The organism is Algoriphagus machipongonensis (assembly GCF_000166275.1).
Taxonomy (GTDB): domain Bacteria; phylum Bacteroidota; class Bacteroidia; order Cytophagales; family Cyclobacteriaceae; genus Algoriphagus; species Algoriphagus machipongonensis.
Genome location: NZ_CM001023.1, coordinates 2,142,235 through 2,164,190, shown reverse-complemented (window position 1 = coordinate 2,164,190; position 21,956 = coordinate 2,142,235). Strand labels below are relative to the sequence as shown.

General features: G+C 33.0%; 22 protein-coding genes. All 22 read right to left on the bottom strand.

The annotated features are described in order from the left end of the window. Nucleotides 1–80 precede the first annotated feature (80 nt). Nucleotides 81–1,280: a glycosyltransferase gene (locus tag ALPR1_RS09125; RefSeq protein WP_008200137.1), complete on the bottom strand. Its 1,200-nt coding sequence runs from the start codon at nt 1,278–1,280 to the stop codon at nt 81–83. Between the two features lie 78 nt (nt 1,281–1,358). Further along, nucleotides 1,359–2,006 (bottom strand): hypothetical protein, encoded by a 648-nt coding sequence (locus tag ALPR1_RS09120; RefSeq protein WP_153231790.1) that lies wholly within the window; start codon nt 2,004–2,006, stop codon nt 1,359–1,361. 107 nt (nt 2,007–2,113) lie between these two features. Further along, entirely contained in the window at nt 2,114–3,196 is a 1,083-nt protein-coding gene (locus tag ALPR1_RS09115; protein WP_008200135.1) for a glycosyltransferase, read from the bottom strand. Next, the gene (locus ALPR1_RS09110) at nt 3,187–4,263 is read right to left on the bottom strand and encodes a glycosyltransferase family 4 protein (protein WP_008200134.1); all 1,077 of its coding nucleotides are present in this window, start codon (nt 4,261–4,263) and stop codon (nt 3,187–3,189) included. The genes ALPR1_RS09115 and ALPR1_RS09110 overlap by 10 nt, the downstream gene beginning before the upstream one ends. Continuing rightward, nucleotides 4,260–5,906 (bottom strand): glucosamine inositolphosphorylceramide transferase family protein, encoded by a 1,647-nt coding sequence (locus ALPR1_RS20300; protein WP_008200132.1) that lies wholly within the window; start codon nt 5,904–5,906, stop codon nt 4,260–4,262. Before ALPR1_RS20300 ends, ALPR1_RS09110 begins: the two co-directional genes overlap by 4 nt. Nucleotides 5,907–5,932: 26 nt before the next feature. Next, nucleotides 5,933–7,228: a glycosyltransferase family 4 protein gene (locus ALPR1_RS09100; RefSeq protein WP_008200130.1), complete on the bottom strand. Its 1,296-nt coding sequence runs from the start codon at nt 7,226–7,228 to the stop codon at nt 5,933–5,935. Then, entirely contained in the window at nt 7,225–8,103 is an 879-nt protein-coding gene (locus tag ALPR1_RS09095; RefSeq protein WP_008200127.1) for a glycosyltransferase family 2 protein, read from the bottom strand. Before ALPR1_RS09095 ends, ALPR1_RS09100 begins: the two co-directional genes overlap by 4 nt. Next, entirely contained in the window at nt 8,096–8,980 is an 885-nt protein-coding gene (locus tag ALPR1_RS09090; protein ID WP_008200126.1) for a glycosyltransferase, read from the bottom strand. The genes ALPR1_RS09095 and ALPR1_RS09090 overlap by 8 nt, the downstream gene beginning before the upstream one ends. Next, nucleotides 8,977–9,837 carry a glycosyltransferase family 2 protein gene (locus tag ALPR1_RS09085; protein ID WP_008200124.1) on the bottom strand — a complete coding sequence of 287 codons (861 nt, stop codon included), beginning with the start codon at nt 9,835–9,837 and terminating at the stop codon, nt 8,977–8,979. The genes ALPR1_RS09090 and ALPR1_RS09085 overlap by 4 nt, the downstream gene beginning before the upstream one ends. Next, nucleotides 9,822–10,829, bottom strand: coding sequence for a glycosyltransferase family 2 protein (locus ALPR1_RS09080; RefSeq protein WP_008200122.1), 1,008 nt, complete (start codon nt 10,827–10,829; stop codon nt 9,822–9,824). Before ALPR1_RS09080 ends, ALPR1_RS09085 begins: the two co-directional genes overlap by 16 nt. A gap of 2 nt (nt 10,830–10,831) precedes the next feature. Further along, nucleotides 10,832–11,830, bottom strand: coding sequence for a hypothetical protein (locus ALPR1_RS09075; RefSeq protein ID WP_008200120.1), 999 nt, complete (start codon nt 11,828–11,830; stop codon nt 10,832–10,834). Between the two features lie 10 nt (nt 11,831–11,840). After that, the gene (locus tag ALPR1_RS20295) at nt 11,841–12,899 is read right to left on the bottom strand and encodes a glycosyltransferase family 2 protein (protein WP_050776383.1); all 1,059 of its coding nucleotides are present in this window, start codon (nt 12,897–12,899) and stop codon (nt 11,841–11,843) included. Further along, the gene (locus tag ALPR1_RS09065) at nt 12,892–13,839 is read right to left on the bottom strand and encodes a phosphoribosyltransferase family protein (RefSeq protein ID WP_008200118.1); all 948 of its coding nucleotides are present in this window, start codon (nt 13,837–13,839) and stop codon (nt 12,892–12,894) included. The genes ALPR1_RS20295 and ALPR1_RS09065 overlap by 8 nt, the downstream gene beginning before the upstream one ends. Further along, complete coding sequence (locus ALPR1_RS09060; RefSeq protein WP_008200117.1) at nt 13,817–14,437, bottom strand: class I SAM-dependent methyltransferase; 621 nt, start codon at nt 14,435–14,437, stop codon at nt 13,817–13,819. Before ALPR1_RS09060 ends, ALPR1_RS09065 begins: the two co-directional genes overlap by 23 nt. Next, complete coding sequence (locus ALPR1_RS20995) at nt 14,421–15,686, bottom strand: ABC transporter ATP-binding protein (protein ID WP_008200116.1); 1,266 nt, start codon at nt 15,684–15,686, stop codon at nt 14,421–14,423. The genes ALPR1_RS09060 and ALPR1_RS20995 overlap by 17 nt, the downstream gene beginning before the upstream one ends. Before the next feature lie 10 nt (nt 15,687–15,696). Then, complete coding sequence (locus ALPR1_RS09050) at nt 15,697–16,644, bottom strand: glycosyltransferase family 10 domain-containing protein (RefSeq protein WP_008200114.1); 948 nt, start codon at nt 16,642–16,644, stop codon at nt 15,697–15,699. Further along, nucleotides 16,645–17,466 carry an FkbM family methyltransferase gene (locus ALPR1_RS09045; protein WP_153231789.1) on the bottom strand — a complete coding sequence of 274 codons (822 nt, stop codon included), beginning with the start codon at nt 17,464–17,466 and terminating at the stop codon, nt 16,645–16,647. 98 nt (nt 17,467–17,564) lie between these two features. After that, entirely contained in the window at nt 17,565–18,353 is a 789-nt protein-coding gene (locus tag ALPR1_RS20290; protein WP_008200112.1) for a glycosyltransferase, read from the bottom strand. Beyond that, nucleotides 18,346–19,095 (bottom strand): glycosyltransferase, encoded by a 750-nt coding sequence (locus ALPR1_RS09035; RefSeq protein WP_008200111.1) that lies wholly within the window; start codon nt 19,093–19,095, stop codon nt 18,346–18,348. The genes ALPR1_RS20290 and ALPR1_RS09035 overlap by 8 nt, the downstream gene beginning before the upstream one ends. Next, nucleotides 19,088–19,822, bottom strand: a complete 735-nt coding sequence (locus ALPR1_RS09030; RefSeq protein WP_008200110.1) for an FkbM family methyltransferase — start codon at nt 19,820–19,822, stop codon at nt 19,088–19,090. The genes ALPR1_RS09035 and ALPR1_RS09030 overlap by 8 nt, the downstream gene beginning before the upstream one ends. After that, nucleotides 19,819–20,475, bottom strand: a complete 657-nt coding sequence (locus ALPR1_RS09025) for a class I SAM-dependent methyltransferase (protein WP_008200109.1) — start codon at nt 20,473–20,475, stop codon at nt 19,819–19,821. Before ALPR1_RS09025 ends, ALPR1_RS09030 begins: the two co-directional genes overlap by 4 nt. A 34-nt stretch (nt 20,476–20,509) precedes the next feature. After that, complete coding sequence (locus ALPR1_RS09020) at nt 20,510–21,328, bottom strand: sulfotransferase family 2 domain-containing protein (RefSeq protein WP_008200108.1); 819 nt, start codon at nt 21,326–21,328, stop codon at nt 20,510–20,512. Nucleotides 21,329–21,956: the final 628 nt, after the last annotated feature.

Below are 21,956 nucleotides of genomic sequence, written 5' to 3'. Positions count from 1 at the left end.
AAAATGGAAAATTGGTTAATTAGTAAATCGGTTAAATGGTTAATTGGTAAACTAATATACTAATTTACTGCTCCACTGATTTACTGCTCCACTGATTTACCAATAACCGACTCATAGACTCCTTCCAACTCCTCAACCATCCTGGTCATGCTAAATTGTTTGACAACCCTTTCTCTGGCGGCTAGAGACATCATTTGATGAAGTTCTGGTTTTTGAATTAGTTGGATGCAATAATCAACCAACTCTTCATATTCTTCGATCTCGGATAAATAACCCTGCACTCCATGTTGCACGACCTCTCCTATTCCCCCAGCTCTTGTAGCTACTACTGGTACTTCACAGGACATGGCTTCCAGCATGGCAATGGGTAAACCCTCGAACTCGGAAGTACTGAGATAAATTTCCATGATAGAAAGGTATGGAATCACCTGAGTCTGCACTCCCACCAAATGGAAATGGTTTTCTTTTCCAGAATCTTTTATCTGCTTTTCCAATCTTTCCCTCCATTCCCCATCGCCAACCAACAGGAAATGAGTATTCGGGCATTTTTCCAGAATTTTCAAGGCCAATTCAATCCAGATCCAAAGGCGCTTTTGGTCTCGAAAGACGGCAACGATGCCTATGATTATGGATGATAGTGGAATTTGCAGTTGGTTTTTCAAATTAATCCCCCCTGCCCCCCTTTGAAAAGGGGGAGTTGGTGAAGGTTCTTCAATAAGTGAGGGGTCAATTAGCTGCCTTCTAAAAACATCCGTATTCACCCCATTCTGTATCACTTTTATCTTCATTCTTCCTCCACGGCGATAGGGATCTACCATGGAGTTAAGCTGCATGGAAAGTGCCACTTCATTGGACACTGCAATGGCAATGTCCTGTTGCTTAAAGGTCATCCGATTACCCCAATAGGAAAGCTTATTATATCGCTCCCATGTATTATGCTCTGTGTAGACAATGGGGATATTTAATTTTTTACCAACAAATCTTGCCAAAATCCCAGCCCAAGGAAGGTGTGCATGGATGATATCTATACCTTTTTCTTTTGCAAAATCTCTTACTTTATTCACCTGAAAAAACAAGCCCAAATTCCCAGAGGGAATTAAATGCACCTGAATACCCGCAGCCTTTAATTCATCTACAATGTTCTTTTCCTGATGGTAAAAGTAGAGGCAATGAAACTCAAATTTATCCTGATGATGAACCATGGCAGTTTCTGGTATCAGTTTTTCCGCTCCTCCTCTTCCAAGGGACTTAATAAGATGTAAGACTTTGATCTTTAGCAAACTTGAAATTTTAAAACTGAATTAAGAAAAAGCGGGTTTAAGAGAATTTATTTTAGCAATCACCAGAATTAAAAAAACTTATCTTTTAAGATTAGTTTTTTTATTAATTACTTCAAAGAATGAGGGCTTCGGTCTGAAGTTTAAATTAAAAAAATCAAACATTTTTTCGAATTCTTCCACTTTATTTAAATTTTCCACATTTGTATTATAAACTTTGATTTTTGGAAACTTTTTAATAAATAATTCTCCTTGAGCATAAGTTTCATTTATATACCATTCTGTTAGCTCTTTTTCATACTTTGGGAAGAGCTTTTTCTCGATTCTTAATTTCCGAAAAGGATTATACCCAGTTCGGATGAGCCTATTTAATAAGTACAAAAATCGATATTTAATAAGATTTAAGTTGTTTATCTTATTGATAGCATTTTTCATAGAAGGAAACATAACCCACATCCTTCCATGATAACTCAATGGAGTAGTATGAATTCTATATAAACTTTCAATGACTTTTTGCTTCTCTCTTTTTAAAACTATAACCCCAATTTCCTCTTGGGGAATGTACTCTGGAATCATCCAGCCAAACCCTTTGATAAACAGATGACTTGTCTCAACATAACATTCATTTACACCAAGATTTTCGTGAATTGACTTTATCTTTTGAGGCATTAGTTTTACCAAACCCTCATTTTTCCCTTTTAAAAATTCCATCATCTCTTTACCATTCATTCTTGGAGAAGGTTCATGATTAGAACTTATTCCTTTTACATGACTGAGAACATTCGATAAATAATGGGAACCTGAGCGTCCAGGGTTAATAGAAAACAAGTATTTAATCATTGAAGCAAATTTTCATAAAACACTTCAAATTTTTTAAAGAGATCAATATTTTGATAATTTTCTAGAACTTGATCTTTTGCTTTTTGAGTAATAGTTTCTAAAGCATCTTTGTTAAGATTCATCACATCTAAAATCGAGTTTTCAAAAGAAGTTTGATCTCCAACATTAACAGACCAGCCTGTTCCCCCATTTTTCAGCACCTCAGGAATTCCTCCAACACGATATGCTATCACTGGAATTTCACAATACATGGCCTCCAAAATCACACTGGGTAAACCTTCTATTTTAGAAGCCATTACTAAAGCTTTTGCTTTTGAGAGAATTGGGAAAATATTTTTCTGATTGGGAATTATCTGGACTGATTTAGTTAAACCTAAAACTGCAATTTCACTCTCCAAATGCTTTCTTAATGGTCCAGAACCAAGATAAACCAAATTAATTTTCGGATATGTCTTTAATACTTCACTATAGATTTTGAGTAAACCTAATGGATCTTTTTCCGGTACTAGAGACCCCACAAAAAGTAAATAGTCTTTATCAATTTGAAACATCTCTTGCAATAGTTTCTTATCAATCTCTTTGGGATCAATTCCGATGGGGATTGATGTAATCATATTAGGCTTAAATAATTTTTGATAATCAAGCCTTGAATTTTCTGAAACTGAAATAACTGCATCCACATTTGAATGAAGAATTTTATTAAAATACAATTGGGATTTTCCTCGAATAAAACTTGAAATCATATTTGCATTTCTATACACAAGCTTAAACTTTGATGAACATAAATATTTTGCTCCCACAGCATATCGAAGTGTATCAGACGCATTGGCCTGAATGATATCCGGTTTAATTTTTTTGATGGTTGCGGCTAGTTCCTTATACCCCTCATAATCCAGTTTTGGTCTGTTTTTAAAATCCATTTTGATTAAACCTTCCGAAAAACTTAGCCCACCCGGTCCCTCCAATAAAGAGATCACCCAAAGCTCATGTCCCCTGATTTTTAAACATTCGGCCAATTGAACTGCAAAAATCTCAGCACCTCTCCTTTGAGGTCTGGTGATTAATTGAATTATCCGCATAGTTCCGAGTAAAAATCCAAATACTTTTTAGCTACTTGAGCTATGGTATAATTTTCTTCTACTGTCTTTTGAGCCCTGTCAAGTAGAGATTTTTTAGTGACTTCGTCCATATGTAAACACTGCTCCAATGACTCATAAAATTGGTCTTCATCTTTTGGGTTGACCAAAAACCCATTTTTCCGGTCCACTAATACTTCGGGAATCCCCCCAATACCATAAGCAACCACTGGAATTCGAGCAAAAAAAGCTTCCAGAAGAACTGCGGGCAGCCCTTCAGAAATGCTTGGCAAAATCAAAATGGCATTATCCGGGATCCAATTGAATGGCTGGGATAATGATCCAAGAAATTTTATCTGACTATTAAATCCCAACTTTTCTACTTCTGCTTCAATTGTTGCTTTTTCAGGTCCATCTCCGATAAACCAGAGTTGGGATGTTGGGTGTTTTTCTTGGAAACATCTAAAAATCCTAAGTGTACCTTGATGATTTTTTTCATGGGTAAAGCCAGAAATCTGAACGATCACGGGAAAAGGACTCATGCTTGCCAAATGATCAAAAAAGGGAATTTGTATCCCAATAGGAATCATCTTATGCTTTTTATTAGCTTCTAAAAACTGATCCAAATCTTGTTTGGTATAATTAGAAACAGAAACAAATGCATCCGTATTTCTGAAAAGGAATCGATTGAATACTCGATGACCTAGGGAAGTCAAATAGGTACTTACAAGTCCCCCATTATTGAATACCAGTCTGTAACTTCCTAGAAATAATTTTCTACTGAATACAGCAAATTTTAAAGTATCTCCCCCATTTGCCTGGACCAGGTCCGGTTTAAAGTCTTGGACGATTTCATTGAATTTTTTCCAACCTGTATAATCACAAAATCTATTTTCTTTTTTTCGATTGAGTCGGATCAGCTTTCCTGAAAATGGCAACTCAAAATTTCCTTCAAACAATGAAACTAACAATACTTGATGGCCCAGATCCTTTAGCTCTTCACATAGCCAGGTAGTGAAAATTTCTGCTCCTCTTGCCTGTGGTTTTTGAACCAGTTGAATAATCCTCATTTTCGAAAGTAAAAATCCAAATACATCTGATCTCCACAAAAATTGAGTGTGTGAACTCCCAAAGCAGGTGGTACAAGCTCCGGTTCTATAAAATAGGCTGTTTGTTCTTCATAGCTGTTCTCTGTCATTTCCAGAATTTCCCGAACAGCAATCCTATGTCCATATCTCCTTCCAGAATCCTGTGCTGGCCGAAACAGTTTTCCTTCTTTTTCAAATAATTTTCCCGCTGGTCTAGAGCATCTCACATCAGATACGATGGGATTCATTGGATGTGCTTTCCATTCTGAAGAATGCAAAGAGTCAGAGTAGTATAAATTCAATTCATCAAAAGGTGAAGATGCCGGGTGGGGTTTTTGATTAAGGAACAGCCAATACTTCCCATTTGCAACATAAAGTGTTGGGTCATAACCTTCCCCATCAAAAAAAACTTCCTTCATTCCCCATTGAAATGGAAAATCCAACCCTTTATAAATAAACAGCTTACCAGCCTCCGCCGATTCTGGAATCAGGTAGTAACTGCCATTTTCTTCCCAAATAAAGGGATAAGATACGTGCCAGGCTTCCTGAATCACAGGTTTTAAAATCGTTTGCTTCTCGGTTTCAGGTACCAAGCAAACAATCCTTCCTTTTTTGGTTTGCTGATCAAATTCTTCAGCAAACACATAAGATTTACCCTGATAAAAGACAGGAAAGGGATCCGCCAGATAGTTTGATGAGATATCTTCTTGCCTTAGCAATTCAATTTCTGAACTTTGAATTGCATCAGATTGGGAATGATTTACTACTGCTATTTCCCAATGAGCCGGCTTTTTAATTTCTTGAATCTTCCGATTTATATTTCTTCGGAGCAGTTTCCAGAACAAAGCAATCATCTCGAATGTCTCTGGAGGCCTCTTTAATTCCACCTTTGGTTTTTGATCTCGCTTTGATTCACTCAGTTCCTCCAACCAGGCCTCTTCTCCAAGGGTATTAATTCTAGAAAGAATTCTGGCCACAAAACACGAGGACTTCCAAAATATTGCATTTGCATTCCGATCCACTGAAAGTGGGTTGGTCTGAGCATACGATTGATAAAGTATTTCTCCCTGATCTAATTGCTCGGTTAACTTTTGTAAAACAGTCCCAGTGGTTTCCCATCCCAGCATTACTTCCCAAAATGCTGGGGGACCTCCTCGATAAACGGAAGGATCTCCATGATGAAAAGACCAAACTCCCAAGCGGGGAATTTTAAGTATTTCACCTGTAAGGATGCGGAATCCAAATCGTAAAATCAGGTCCAATTTAAAGGCTTTGATTTTTTCAAGATCTTCTTTCAAAAAATCATCTCGGTAAGTAGTCTGAATTGGCTTCACCTGAATCTGGGTGAAATTACTCTGAGATAAGCTGTCTATTGGAGTTCTTTTAAATGCATCAAACTCAGATTTAAAAATCTTCCGATCCAAAGCCCGATAGACCCGGTATAGAAAAGGGGATTTTTTACCAGATGGTTTTGGGGAAAGATTCCTGATCTCCAAAACTAGCTCAGCATTAACCTGCTGGATCAATGCATTCAAGCATTCCCATTCCCAGGCCTGAAGCGTATCAGAATCCGTTAAAATTCCTATTCTATACAATTGAGGGGAATTGTAATTTTTGAAAGTCATTTCGAAGGAGGAACAACTGAGAAACCTCAATTATTCTTTATTCCATTTTTTATCTCAAAAAGTAAAGCTTCATAGTCTTTAGCAATCTTTTCTATATCAAATCTAGCAATCGCTTCTTCTCGGGCCGCTTTCCCCAAACCAGCCATTAGACCCGGGTGATCGATGGCAAAAATCATTTGATTAGCTAATTGATCTCTATTTTGAACCTCAAAAATCAAAGCAGTTTTGGGGCTGACTGCCTCCAAATTCATAGAAATATTGGATGCGATAATTGGAATCCCCGACATCATGGCTTCTACCAAAGCACCGGAGAATCCTTCGTACCAACTGGGAAAAAGAAAACAGTTGTAGGATGTAGGATGTAGGATATATGATTTATGATGTGATTGGAAGTTTCGATTAACTACTGTTGAATTATAGTTAGATATTAATAAATCAATAGGGTTGGAGATCTTTCCTGGAAGAAAAACAGATTCTTGCAAATCTAAATCCTGAACTAGTTTTTCAAGTTCTGTTCTAAAAGGCCCCTCTCCATAAATGGTCAATGTACAATTGGGGTATTTTTGAAGAACCTTTGAAAAAGCTTGGATGGCATCCTGAAAGCCCTTTCTTTCCAACAGTCTCCCGTAAGAAATAAAGTTAAAATATCCGTCATTGCGATGAGGAAGAGCCTGTCCCGACACTGTGGGCACGAAGCAATCTTTTCCCTTTTGAACTTGATCATATTTCGCCGAAGGCATATCTCGCCGAAGGCCTATATCGCGAAGCTTATCTTTTGTCCAAAATGTTTCTGGAACAGATCTTCCCCGATAAACAACAGATATTTTCTTACCATTCAAGCCCAACGTCTTTTCATGCGACTCTACCAAAGCCTGAGCATTTGCAATCCAATATTTGGGAATTCTGGCTGTTAACCGATCTAGCCAATAAACCAACTTGTATTTCAAACCTTTCTTATCCTTCCAAGCTATGGGAGCATAGCTATCATTGACAAGTGTTCCCACAAGCGGAACTCTAGTGATCACTGACGCAATTCGAGTGATGATATCAGCTCTCCAGAGTGAAGAGATTAAGAGATCAGGCTTTTCGGCTCTAATCACTTTTATCAATAGAGTCACCGCCAAGCGAAAGTGATATGACTCTGCAATCTGCAAAAAAATAAGCCGGATTCCGGCTTTTTCGTATTCCTCTTTTAAATCATGTTTCGGATAGAAGTACACAAAAACGACTTCTATTTCCGTGGAAAATCTGGAAAGGATTTCTAAATGACTCCGTTCTGCTCCTGAATTAACTAAAGCATCTTGTGTAAAGAGGAGTTTCATACCTCCTTCAAGGTATTTATATCCAATGATTTCCCAGTTTTACCTAGAACCCCAGCTCTAATTCCTAAAAATCTTAGTCTCGTTACTTTTAGTCCATTTTTTGAAAATAGACCACCTAAAATTCTTTTAAAGTTCAAAATTATTGCATCCAATAAATTAAACCATGTAAAATGAGTTCTTACAAAAAGTATAAAATTACGAGATTGGTAATAAGAACGCCACAAATGAGAATGTGAACTTCCTCCTCCAAAACCCTCATGTAAAATATCTACATATGGATTTTGGACAACACCCAATTTTTTATTTGCCTTTCTTAATCTGTAACAGTATTCATAATCATCAAACATCATAAACCAATTTTCAACAGGAAAACCAACTTTAACTAGTTCATAAAATTTAGCTATTGCACCATCAAAAAGAACAAAATCTGCTTCTTTTATCTCTTTAGCATTTGGGATGATTTCTTTTCGTTTTCCTAAACTTACCTTGGAACCTGCAGAGGAAATTAATGAATAATGTGATTTTCTAATTTTTGAAAGTAAAAAATTAAAGTATCCTTCTTGCGGAATACTATCATCCTCAAGAAACACAACATATTCAGTATGAGGGAACTTATGTCTTAAAAAATTCAGACCATAAAAAAGGCCTGCTCCGTGACCTAAATTATGATTCAAAGTAAGAACATCTAATGATAAAACCCCTTTATTTCTTTCTAAGACTTCTTGGGTTTCCTGTTCACTACCATTGTCAATAATCACAAAATTGGTATAGGACCATTGAAATTTTTTGATTGAATTTAAAATTTCATCAAGCAATTCCGCACGATTAAAAGTAACCATAACTAAGGCTACTTTCTCCAGTTTTATTTCAATCAAGATTAAAAGTTTTACCTTTGATTCCCTTCCAATAATGATAAAATGCTAAAGAAATCATTTTTAAATTTTCTAAACCATAAGCAGGCCCATATCTAAATCCATAAAGCATTTTTATTGACCATTTTTTCATCAATTGATTTCTCATTGACCTGAGAGTCAATTCATCTGATATCATGAATAAATTTCTCAAACTATAATACTCTCTAATTAGGCTAGCCTTTTTCTTATATTTTGGTCGTTCAAAATCTGTTCTGTTATGCAGTTTTCTTAAATCTATAAAAATGGAACATGGAACAATAATTGAAAAGCCTCTCCTAGAAGCCTTTAAACAAAAATCTAATTCTTCAAATCCAAAAAACAAATCCTTATTTGGAAATATGCCATCTCTTACCACATTAGAATTTACCAACATAGACATTCCCCCAGCTACAACATCTACCTCAACATATTCTTTCTTTTCCAATAACTTAGATTGGATTCTTTTGATAACGCCCTTTTTGCGATCAAAAAAATGACCTACAGAACCTAATATACCACAAAATGGATTGACGTCTTTAAAAGCCAATAATCGTTCAAAAGTGTTCTCAAAAAAAGGAGGATCATTATCATCTCCCCAATAAATCCAATCCATACCCGATGCTTCGCATAGTTCTAAACCTTTTGCTGCAGCTCCTGCCGGCCCAGCGTTATTGCCCATCCGATAGTATTTAATTTTAGAATTTAAATGGGATGCAATAATATGATCCGTTTCCAACCCTTCTGAATTATCAATTACCCAAATTAATTCTGGTGAAATGGTCTGCTGGAAAATTTTTTCCAGAGTAATCAGTAAGATCTCAGGACGATTATAAGTGATTATAAAGCCTCCAAATTTCATTTTGGGCTAATTTCTTGAGTATAAATTTTCTTTGCAAGTATTGGAAAACAGGCTATACCAAATCTAAAATATGTCCCGATTTTAGATGGTTTATATTTAATAGCCAAAGCTAAATTCCTTCTTGATTCCTTAAACTTTTTAAAACGCATTTGGATAACCCCTATGTTTTGGTGATATAAATGCTTCACATGGTCGGTCAAGTAATTTTCATGCTTTTGGAGAATCAATGCTATTGAGTCCAACATGTTTTGCATATTTTTACTTCCTCCATCGACAGATTGTTTATAAATAAAATTAACCTGATCTATATAGCATATTTTAAGGTCTAACTGATTAAGTCTAAAAAACAATTCAGTATTTTCAGCAAACTTCAACCGGGAATCGAAGCCTCCTATTTTAAAAAAAATATCCTTCCGAACCATCCATGTTCCCGGAATGACTGCCCTCCATTTTTCATTTTTTGCAAAAACGATTGTCTCTTTTCCTGAGGGATTAATTGAAAGAAAATTACAAAACACCAAATCTGGTTTTTCTTTGATGGAATTCAAAAATCTGCCAAGCCATAAATCAGTGAAGGAATCGTCATCATCAAAAAATATTAAATATTGCCCTTTTGCCACCTCTGCCCCAACATTTCTTGCTGAACTTACTCCTAACTTCTCCCCTCTATGAATATAAATTAAATCCGAATAAGTAATTGCTAATTCTTCATTTTGTGAAACTACCGAATCGTCAACAACTATAATTTCAACTTGGTCGTTTTTCGAGACTTCTAATTCTTTTAAAATCCTTAAAAGCTCTTTTGGACGCTCCAGAGTTGGAATAATGATAGATATTCTAATTAATATCGATTCCAATTTTCAGAAAAATTTTTAAGTTGATTAAAGGTTAATAGTGATTTTTTCCACTTAGTTGAAAATGAAATAAATCTTGATTTTAAAATCAAAACCGCCATTCTACCTTCCCACTCTGGAGTTTGAAATAAAAAATTGATCCAATTTTTAGTGTAAATTAAACCACTTAAACTCCAATTTTTCAAATATTGCAAGAAATATAAGAGAGAAGATTTTGTTGGGTTTTCGAAATAAGATTTATAACCGAATAGCAAAGCACTTCCAAAACTGGTACCTGATTTCATCTGAATCAAATAATTCGTAGAAATCCGACTTTCGCCCAAATGATGAACAAACCTTAGGGAATCGCAATAATAAATTTGATATCCCATTAACTGCATTAACCAGCAAAGCTCTAAATCATCCCCTGAAATCAAACGACCTTGAGTTCTGCCTGTCAGCTGAAATTGAAAGCCTTTTTCGATTAATCGAATTAAAGGTTCTCTACGGAAGAAAGACCCAGCCCCATAAACATAGGAAAGCTTTTCGGTTAGTACTCCAGATGCCAAAGCCTGTGGTCCTAATGCAAAACTTTTTTGATAAGAATGAAACCAATCAGGGACAGAATAACCGATTGGAATCTCTCCATAGCCCCCAATAACTCCAACTTTCGGATTATTTAGAAATAAATTAATCCCTATTTCTAAATAATCAAAACTTAGCTCATTATCATCGTCACAAAACAAGAGGAAATCAAAACTTGATTCTTGTATCCCTTTAATTCTCGCATTCATTAACCCGGGATTTTGCTCCTGAAATACCTTGATAGGAACTTTTACAAGATTGATTTCCCACCATTCCTTCACCCAGTTCCCAACACCATCAGAAGAGCCATTATCAATAAGTATTAATTCAATTGGAAATCGAGATTTAAGCTTAGTGAAGGAAGACAAAGTGGGCTCAAGCCTATTTTTGCCATTATGGGTACATACAATTATACTTACCCCCTCAATCATCCTTATACGCCAAATATTCTATAAATAGCATTGGTCATTTTGGATTTGATTTTTCTTCCAATCCTGTGTTGAAGCTTGTTTGGCGCTTCCTTAAATTGGATTAAAGGCTTTACCTGACTTAATAGTTCATACTTATTTTCAAAAAGGCTTTGTTCATATCCTTCAAACAAATCCCTCAAACAACCTTCAGATTCCATATCAAATTCATTGGATAATATCCGTTCAGTCATAATCTCTCTGCCTGGTTTATAACCACTAAAATGAAAGAATACCAATGGAAATTCTTTAGAATTAACGTGATAAGTACCGTCATCCTCCATTAAATTCCTTTCAGTAAGATTCCACCAAGCCATATTCCAACCCGGATGTTTGACAGAATTGATCCCTTTAAAAAATAATGGGGCCAAATCCATCCACTTTTGATCTACAAATATGCCTCGGCATTTATCTAAAAGACAATGAGTCGTCAACCTTTCCTTCCACCAAGAAATGATTTTCATAGTTTCTACCCCTCTTTGCATCCCTAAATATCCTAGATTATTATGCCCGTGTTTTAGAGACGCTAACTCTCCTCGTACTAAATGATCTGGCAGATAAAGCAAATTTGGAGTTAGTTGAATAGAGTCTCCTTTCTTCCAAACATCATCAAGTTCTAAGGGGGATTGATAAAAAAACAGATCTGGATCTAAATAATAGATTCTATCTACATCACCATTTTCCTTGAATAAATATTCAAAATAAAAAGGCTTTACTGCTGTATTAAATTCAACCACATTGTACCCTTGGAGCATAGAATTGAACTCTTCATACCCCAATTCAAAACAGGGAAGAATTTCTACTTCGACATCAAAATTATAATCGATTTGAGGATCCAAATAATCAACCAAACCGATAATAAATCTGGATTTTGGTAAAAACCCTTTGACAGATTTTGCCAAACTTAAAGCAAATGGCAGGTAATTATTGGAGCAAAGAGTGAAGTAAATCGAAGGATTGTTCAATTGATTAATTTTAACTTTGGAACTTTATTGGATGCTTTCCTATTTCAATCTTATCCAAAATTAGGAAATCAGGAAAGTCAATTTTTTGTTTTCTATTAGGCCTAATAGTCACACTTTTAAGCCTGTTTGAAAGCTTCAATTTTGCAGCTATATAATACCCCTTCAAATATGCATGAAATGAAATTTTTTTTTGATAAGCGTAAAGTTTCCATTTTTCTTTAAAAAGTGAAAACTCCCCGTGCTTCAAAAAAAGTTGTAGAATTAAAAAATATTGAAACGAAAATATGGAATGAAATTCTTTAGGAGAGAAATCCTTACCGTTTTCAGTTGCAAAATTTATGATTTCCTCTAAAAACTCAATCCTTTCTTTTAAAATATCAATATCAGCAGTAAATGGTGTAGATCTACTTAAGGAAGACTTATCCCCATCTCGAATAAAAACATCTGGCGGTAAATCAAAAAATTTCCTATAGTTCTCTGTAGATATCAATGCTTTTAAATGCAATTCATAATCCTGCCAAAACATTCGAGAAGAATTCAACCCATTCAAATGAATGAGAAATGTACGCTCGTAAATAGCTCCAGAAGTTTGCCATAATGCATCCATTCTCAAAAACCTAGTAAGATCAGACTCCTTTTCATGATCAATGTTCCAAAGAAATTTGGCATCAGACACTTTTTCTTGAAAAAGTGCAGTAGAGAACGCCCAAAAATCTAAGTATTGATTTTCTTCAATCTTTTGAATCCGCTGAGCTAAACAAAAGGGCATCAATACATCATCAGAATCTAAAAATAAAATATGGGTTCCTTTTGATCTAGAAAGAGCAAATTTCCTACAAACATTTCCTCCCTTTGGTAGGTAAGATGGTCTTTGGTAAGCTTGAAACCTTTTATTTCTTTTTGAGAACGATTCAATAATATTCCATGAATCATCAGTACTATGATCATCTACAATGATACATTCCCAATTGGAATAAGATTGAGCCAAAACTGAGTCCAAGCACTCTTCCAGATACAATACTTTATTATAGTTCGGAATAAGTACAGATACTAAAAAACTTTCACACATCTACACCAAAAAATTTCCAGATTTTATTAAAATATTTCGTTTTCAAATATTGAAATTTATCTTGGTTAACAAACTCATCTATTAAACTCATTGATTCAATACAAAAAACAGGCAGTTTCGTGATAGAATTTATACTAACAGCTTGATTATATGAACTTTCTATAAACAATAATGATTTACTTTTATTTTTTAAATAAACATTAGCTTTAAAACTACTGTAATCCTTGGCTCTCTGTCTTTCAATTTTAGACTTGTGGGGAGACATATGTAATTCATTATACTTAATACCATTTTTATTTAACCAAATAACAGTCTCTTTTCTATATTTTTCCAACCTATTAGTAACTAAAATATCGACAGGGACAGGGGGGATATATTTAGGTTTAGCATTTAATAAAAAATGAATATAATTTAAAGAATCGTCATTTTCATATTCAGTAGGATCTTCACAGAGGACTCCGTCAATATCAACACATGATTTAGAGTAAATCCAAGAATTTAAAACATTCCATTGAAATATTCTAGGTGAATTTACTATTTCAAAAAACACATCAATCTTATTTGATGCATCTGGAGTAGAATAAATTGCTGCAAATTTAAAATCAATATCATGAAATAGAGAAATAGACTTTTTAACTTGATTAATAGCATTTCCACTGTTTATCGAATCATCAACTAATAACACATTCTTCTTTCGATATTGAAATCCAGAAGTTCTCATTCCTCCAATGGGTTCAAATTCATTTATAAACTCCGTGAGAGTAACAAATGGTTTATGTAGAAGAAGTGATATTATAGTTGCTGGTATTATTCCACTTCGAGGTACACCAACTACTAAATCAACTTCAAAATCAATTTTTGAAATATTCTGACTTATAGTTTGGTGTAGATCATCAAATGATCTATAATTTAATCTTTTATAACTTGCAACCCGATACACCTAAATTTATCCATTTGTGGTCATACCCTCTAACTTCATCAGAATTCATAATTCTTACCTTATCAAACCCCGCTTCAATTAATAATTTTTTTAAATACCGAGACGAAAATAAAGATAAATGCCAATTCGGGTGACCAAGAGTTCCTTTTCCATCACCATAAGTAAAAATTCTTCCATTTGCCCATATACAAGGGTCTTTAATTTCATTAAATTTATACCACCCATCTTCTTCGATATAATTATATCCATTTTCGGCATCTACAAAAGCTTTTGCAATTTTATATCCATTTGGAACCCATATTTCTAATCTACCATTTCTTTTTAATATTCGTTGCCATTCATTTAACACATAACTTGTCTGATACCATGGAATATGCTCCAAAATATGACTTGCATAAATAACATCAAAAGTTTCATCTGGAAAAGGTAATTTGGATCTAGCATCTAATATATAGTCAGTAACTTTTGAATTTACAATATTCATCGTTTCAAATCCTTTCAACCTACTTTCTCCAGGCCCTATTTCAAGAAATCTATTTACATTATTTCGATTTTTAAAAATATTGTAATATGTTTTTATTCTATTTATTATTTTCACGATAAGTTAAGGTTACATCGTTTTCATTCTTAACAGCCATTCCATATGATTTATGCCAATTAAATAAAGACAACCCTCCTACTTGAGAATTAATTATTGAAAAAATTGATACATCTCTACATACTTCGAGCTCCTTCCTTGCCTCGAATAAACTCCCTATTCCAACAGATAATGAAAGTTTATAATTTCCTTCAACCAATCCAGAATTTTTAATTGTAAGTTCATATTTCATTTCATTTTGGTCTCTTTCCAAATAGTTCGAAATACCAGAAATTATATTAATATCATCAATTGAGGAAATTGTAAATCCAATTCTAAAATTGCTTGGTAATGGTTTTATTTGATCAAAATAAATTAGAAATTTTAATTCAGAATTAAATCTAAAAGCAGTGTCATTGGCAAGATATAAAGGAATCACTTTAGAAAAAAAGCTCTCACCTTCAATATTTTTTACTGAATAATTAAATCCTAAACTTATGTAGGCATCCACAACATTTCTTGTACTATCACGCAGTTTAATTTTTCCACTTTCTAACAATATTGAATTTTTGGTTAAGTTTTGAATTGCTCCCATATTATGACTTACAAACAATACTGTTCTACCTTGACCTGCTACATCCTCCATCTTACCTAAGCATTTCTTTTGAAACTCATAATCTCCCACAGCTAGTACTTCATCAATTATAAGTATTTCAGGTTCCAAATGAGCAGCTACTGAAAACCCCAAACGGACTTTCATACCTGAAGAATAAAACTTAACTGGTGTATCAATAAACTTTTCCACTCCTGAGAAATCAATAATTTCATCCAGTTTACTATCAATTTCTTTTCGGGTCATTCCCAGAATAGTTCCATTCATATAGATGTTTTCTCGTCCTGAAAGTTCCGGATGAAATCCAGTTCCCACCTCTAAGAGGGAAGCAACCCTTCCACGGATTTCAATTTTCCCAGAAGTAGGGTCTGTAATCTGGGAGAGGATTTTCAGTAGGGTGGATTTACCTGCGCCATTTTTTCCGATAATCCCTAAAACTTCTCCCTCCATTACCTCAAAATTGATGTCTTTGAGCGCCCAAAAAACAGATTCATCTTCCACTCCAAATTTATTCAAGGCCCGAAGTCTCTTAAGATTCTGCCAAGGCGATTTAATAAGGTTTGCCACCTGGCCAGCTAAGGTATCAGCTTGCTTTTCTTTCAAACCTAACCTATACCTCTTCGAAAGATCTTCTACTCGAATTACAGTATTGCTCATAACTTTTTTCTTAGTACCACACACGTCCAGTGTATCCGAGTTTTTTCTTTATTCGGCTATATATCATTTTATTAAAGCGAAGTGACAGACCTATATATTTTCGAATGCCTTTAGATCTTGACTCACTTGGACCATTAAAGATTTTTTCAAAAAATTTAACTAATCTACTTTCATCAAAATATTCAGTAAACTGATTGTTTGTGAAAATTGGTTGAGCTATAAATTCATTATATGCTGAATGATTTTCATTCAAATACTTTATTTCTGCAATCAATTCTTCATCTGATTTGTAATCAAGCCTATTTAAAATCCTTTTAGGGTTAAAATCCTTTTCTATGCAAGTACTCCCCCAATAAATCGGAATACAACCTGCTATAAAACAATCCATGATTTTTTCAGTCACATAACCGGGGTATGAACTGTTTTCGTATGCGATACAAAATTTATAGGGTTTCATAAACTGGATTTTATCTGGAACTGGCCCACCGACATTATTTAATACCTTACCTCCTGAATCTACAGGTAAGTAGTTGCTTAGCTTTTTAAAAAAATTATTTCGTTCCATCGCCCCTGCATTGGAAGCGACAAAGCAGCAAAATTTGGTTTTGGGGTTTTGATCTAGGATTTGTTGTTGCTTTGGAAATAGTAATGTAGAAAAATCATAATACCATAATATCGAATATAGCGGTACTCTTAAATAATCTGTTCTATTTAGGAAATCAAAACCTAAAGCGTAATCACAAAGAAAAAAATTAGGCCGATGATTCTCACCGGTATAGAAGATCTTTGGACAATCATAATGTAAATGTTCGGAACCCCAAGAAGAATAAATAATAAAATCTGGATCACTTTCTGTAAGAACAACAGGAAAATGACGTTTTAGAAAAGTAAAGATTCTATCCGATTCAGGATTAAATCCATTATAGTGATCAACAAATTTAATTTTAATAAGTACCAATTATCTAAACCAATTATTAGATAAAATAACACCTTTATTGAATGTATTATCTCTATCCAAATGGTTAGGAAATTCTTTAGAAAAAGATTCTAATTTAACATGATCATTTCTAACAAAAGTAAATTCCATAAAATGATATAATTCAATTCCATTTATTTTTTTTGGAGTTTTGATGTTATTAGGATGAATATGGACAACACTGTGATTTTCTAATAACTTTTCAATTGCAGCTTTAAAAAATTTGAAATAACTTTTGTCAAACAAACGATGTATTTCATGAAATTCAATCACAATAATTCTAAACCGATTAAGTAAAGATTGAGATAAAGAAAATATACATTCAAATTCAAACCCTTCAATATCCATCTGAAGAATAAGGTCAGACGACTTATCATTAGGAAGAACTTCATTTACCCAAGTATCAATTGTCATAAATTGATCATTGTTTTTTGATGACAAGTGTTTTTTGATAAAATGAAAATTGGGATGATATAATTTAGGTTTTTCGACTGTATAGTCACACATATAAACATTAATTCCATGTTCAGCTAAATTATACTCAAATCCAGATTCCAAATCAACACCAGGAGAAAAACAAGCACTTATGCCTTCTAAATCGTCAGGAATTAAATACCCACCATCTCTGGCAGGACCAAGCCTTATTAAAGGTTTATTAGATATTTTAGGATGAAGAAGTTCTATTAATTTTAGAACATTTTCTTTTTCAACTCTTGACGTAACTGAGAAATCAAAAAAACTCCCCAATGCATTAATAAATCTAAATATTAGATTCCGAAATCGATTATAGACTACTCTTTTCACAATTAATAGGAGTTTAAAAAAGCTAAAGTATTAAAGAACTAAATTTAAATTACCTTCTTTTCTCAAAATAATTAATAAATCGAAACATAAAATTAATTTTAAAATCTTAATAAGATATATTTCATTTTAAGTAAAATTTTATTTAGTAGTACAAAATAAAAACTTGGCTTTACAATAGAAAAAATCCATAAATAAGTGATTAATCCATTAATATGCTTCTTTCTTGTTGACAAACTTGACCATAAAGAATTTTCAATTATCCTATAATGAAGAGGGTCGCATTCAACATATCCTGCCGTTCCCCAATTTGATAAAAAGGATATAAAAAAAGTATCATGATTTCTTGCCTTAAAAAAACCCAATGGAAATTTTCTAACCACATTTCTAAAAACCATCGTATTTTGATGTATTAAGCAGCCCATTACCATTTCCTTTTTACTTCTATTTTTTTTAATAGATTTATTAAGAAGGTTCTTATCAGAAATTATTTTATCATTTTTATCAATTGTCACAAAATCATGAAATGAGAGCACACATTCAGGGTGTTTCTCTAAAAACTCAAATTGTTTTTGAAGCTTAAAAGGATCGGTCCAATAATCATCACCTTCAAGGTATGCAATATATTTTCCATTAGCTTTGAAGATGGCTTTTTCATAATTTTTAGCTAGTCCAAGATTAACCTTATTTGAATAGGTTCGAATCAAGACGGAATTAATAGGCTTTTTAGATTGAATTATTTCAAAAGTATGATCATCAGAACAATCGTCTACTACTATTATTTCCAAAGACCCAGAAAACTTTTGGTTAAGAATAGAATCTATTGATTTATTCACATATGCTTCTTGATTATAAGTTAGCAATACAACTGAAATATCAATCTTAACCAATTCTAAATTGAATAAATTTCTTTAAATAATAAAGATTATAACTAATGAGAGAAATAAAACCATTCCAACTTAAGCTTTTTAAAACTAATTTATTTATTAACAATAATTTATTTTCCTGAAATAAGTCATCTCTTTTAATATCTGAAAGCCCACCTCCTAAAAAATGAGAAACTACTAAGGGTACATATTGAACTTTTATTGATGTATTTAAAAAGACTTTTAAATTATACATATAATCTGCAGCTATTCTATATTCTGTATCGAAACTACCATTTTCTAGAAAAAGAGAATGATGATAAAAAATAGCTTGATGCGATATATTTCGCTTCATTAATTTCAAAAGGCTAAATTCTCCATCATACGTTTTTTTGTTTTTAAGAAGTAAGGTATTTCCATATATAAGTTTCAAATTCTGTAATGGGTTGAATTCGATTTGATTTACTGATTCAACTTTTAATTCGTCTCCTGCTCCCAAAAAAATAATCCAATTTCCTTTTGCTAATTTCACTCCTTTATTCATTGCCTCATAAACACCATTATCCTTATCAGAACAAAACAGAATAGATTCTAAGGGAAACTTTTTAACATATTGAAAAGGATTATCAGAAGAATTATTATCAATAATCAAAACTTCAAATGAAAAACAAGTCTTTTTAAGAAAAATACTACTTAAAGTATTCTCTAGAAATTTACCAGAGTTAAAATTTGGAATAATAATAGAGAGATCAATTCTATCAGACATTATCTCTAACAAAAATAGCGTCTGCTTGAAGGACGCATCCATCAATTGGTGATATTAATTGTTCAAAGTTTCCTTTAAAACTGAAGAATAAGCTTTTCATGTGATTATATATAGTTTCGAAGTAGACTTGATTTTCATAAAGTTCAAAAAATGACACTTCAACTATTACAATCTCAGCTTTAGAAAGAGTTTTTAGTCCTCCTAGTATTACCATCTCTTCAAAGCCTTGAACATCAATTTTAATAAGTAAAGGTTGGGCAAATGAAATATCATTCATAACATCATCCAATCGCTCAACATCAATTCTAATTTGCTTTTCGTGAATTGTTTTTGGGAAATTACTTTTATGAAGACCTTTCATTGGAAAAGCACTTGACGAATCAGAAAATTCATTTTGAAAAAAATCAATTTTCCCGGATTTATTGCCCAAGCCTAAATTGAAAGCTTTAAAATTTTCATCTAATTTAAATCGAGCACATAAATGTTCGAAAATTTCTGGAATTGGCTCAAAAGAATAAATCTTTGCCTTCGGAAATAGTATCCGAAATCTTGCCGCAAATTGCCCCTTATTTGCTCCTATATCTAAAATTGTAGAAATATTATATTTGACAATCCATGAATGCTTTTCAAGGAAATTGTATTCAACTTTTATACCATTAATCACCAAAGGAGCCTTTGTAATCGAGTATCCAAGTTTATTTAAAATTCTATTTATTAGTAGCTTCACAAAAGTTTAATCTTATTTTTAATCTTGTCTAATAAGCTAACACTTTTCTTATTTGAAAACCTGTCATTAAAACTCTTTTTCCATTCGCTATCAAAAACAGACATATATTCTTGTGGAATAACCATAATGACATCATCCTGAATCGTAAATCGATGGCTTGGGAATATTTTACTTACTTTATTAAATATGTCATCAACTCTAGGCCATTGATTAGAGTCATGAGGAGAAGGTAAAGGACCTAGAAAGCATCTTGCATCATCAATAAATATTACTGGATCTTTTAAGCTTTTAATAGCATCTAATTCTTCTAGTAATGGGCATTCTTCTTCTTTACCACTTCCCCCTTTACACCAATGTCCATCTAACCAAAAAAAAGATGAGCTATTCTTAATTCTAGAATGTACTATATCAGGAAGAACGTCCTTACTATTACCAATAAAAAATTCAATATTATTTGGACAATTATGTTTTGACGAAGTTTGCATAGAAATATTCTCGTCTATTTCAATAGTAAGTACTTTTTCAAAATATTGAGCTGCCCAAAAACATGTACCACCTTTATAAGTTCCTGTTTCTACGAAATAGTCGATTTTTTTAAATTCAATTAACTTAACAACCAAGTTTTTCGGAATTGAAAAAGAAACTATACCCATTTTTTTAAAATTTTCAGTAAGGTCATTACATTGATTAATCTAAAATATTACAATAATTATTATTAAATATTGAATTACAATAATTATAGATATTGTAATCCAAGGAATTATTAATTTTAAATAAATCAATATCTTCTTTTGAAAGATTTTGATAGAGACTTTTTGAATTAGTTGTGTTTTTATTAGGTATATCTATTCTCTGATCCTTTCCCAACAATTTTGAAAGTACCTTAATAGAATCATCATATCTTTCAACTATTCCAACAAAAAAATAACTATCAATAATTGATTTATAATTTTCCTGAGTACATTCAAGGGATTTTGCCATGTAATTACTGTCCTCATGAAGATAATCTGTAAGTTCCATGCCTTTAACAAAATTATGACCTCTTTCTTTTCCAAATTTAAATAAGGAAAGATGATGACTTAATGGGTCTCTAACAAAAGTTATTTTATTTACATTTAAGTTGTTATATATACCTGGAAATCTTTCACTCAATCTAATCTCAGAAATATAGTAGTGTCCAACTATGATTTCCCATGGTTTTAAATAAAATATTTCAGGTTGAGAATTTTTAAAGTTTTCATAGGCGTCCAAAAAATCATTCCTGTTAGGATATTTAATATCAAGTGGAGAATAATCCTTTCTCAAGTAAAACCATTTACCTAAAATTAATACCAAACTAGTCCCTCCACATTTCGGTATATGGTTAAAAATAAAAATAGGATTCTCTCCTACTTCTTCTGGATATGGATTTAATTTATACTGGATATAAGCCCTACCGTACAGGAATTTATCCTTTAAATATTGGTAAGGCTTACTTTTACGAATAAAGAGAAATCTTATTGCCAAAAGAATTTATATCAGGAAAGAAAAAGAATTGAACAGCAAGGTTTTAAGTCAGAAGGCTAATTGGGAAAGTTTACTGTTTTGGTTCTAAGTACAAGGTATGTGGTATTTGGTATGTAGTATTTAAGGTACAAAGTACAAAGTACAAAGTACCAAGTACGAAGTCTGAAATAGGAAAGATGGAGTATTTAGTAAACTGTTAACTCGACACTGATCACTGCTTACTGAGACTGCCTACTAATCACTATGAGATGTACAAAGTACCTAGTATCAAGTATCTAGTATTTGGTATTTAGTACGTGAAGCGAACTGGTTACTGAGACTGACTACTGAGACTGTTTACTGATCACTGCTTACTGGATATGGCTTCGCCCTTTCAGTCCCAATTATCAGGAATTACATAGCTCACGCTGCGGGAGGCAGGTCCGCTTTTTCAGTCCCATTATTTCTTTGTCTCATTTGAGACTTTCATTACACTCAAATTATAGGATTGAGATTTCTCCTCCCGATAGCTATCGAGGAAGTCGAAATGACAAATTGCTGACTGAGTAATAAATTTACTCGGTTGAGTTGGATTCGCAAACTTTGACTCTATTATTTGATTTATCATTGCTCTTCGCTTGATTTTGAA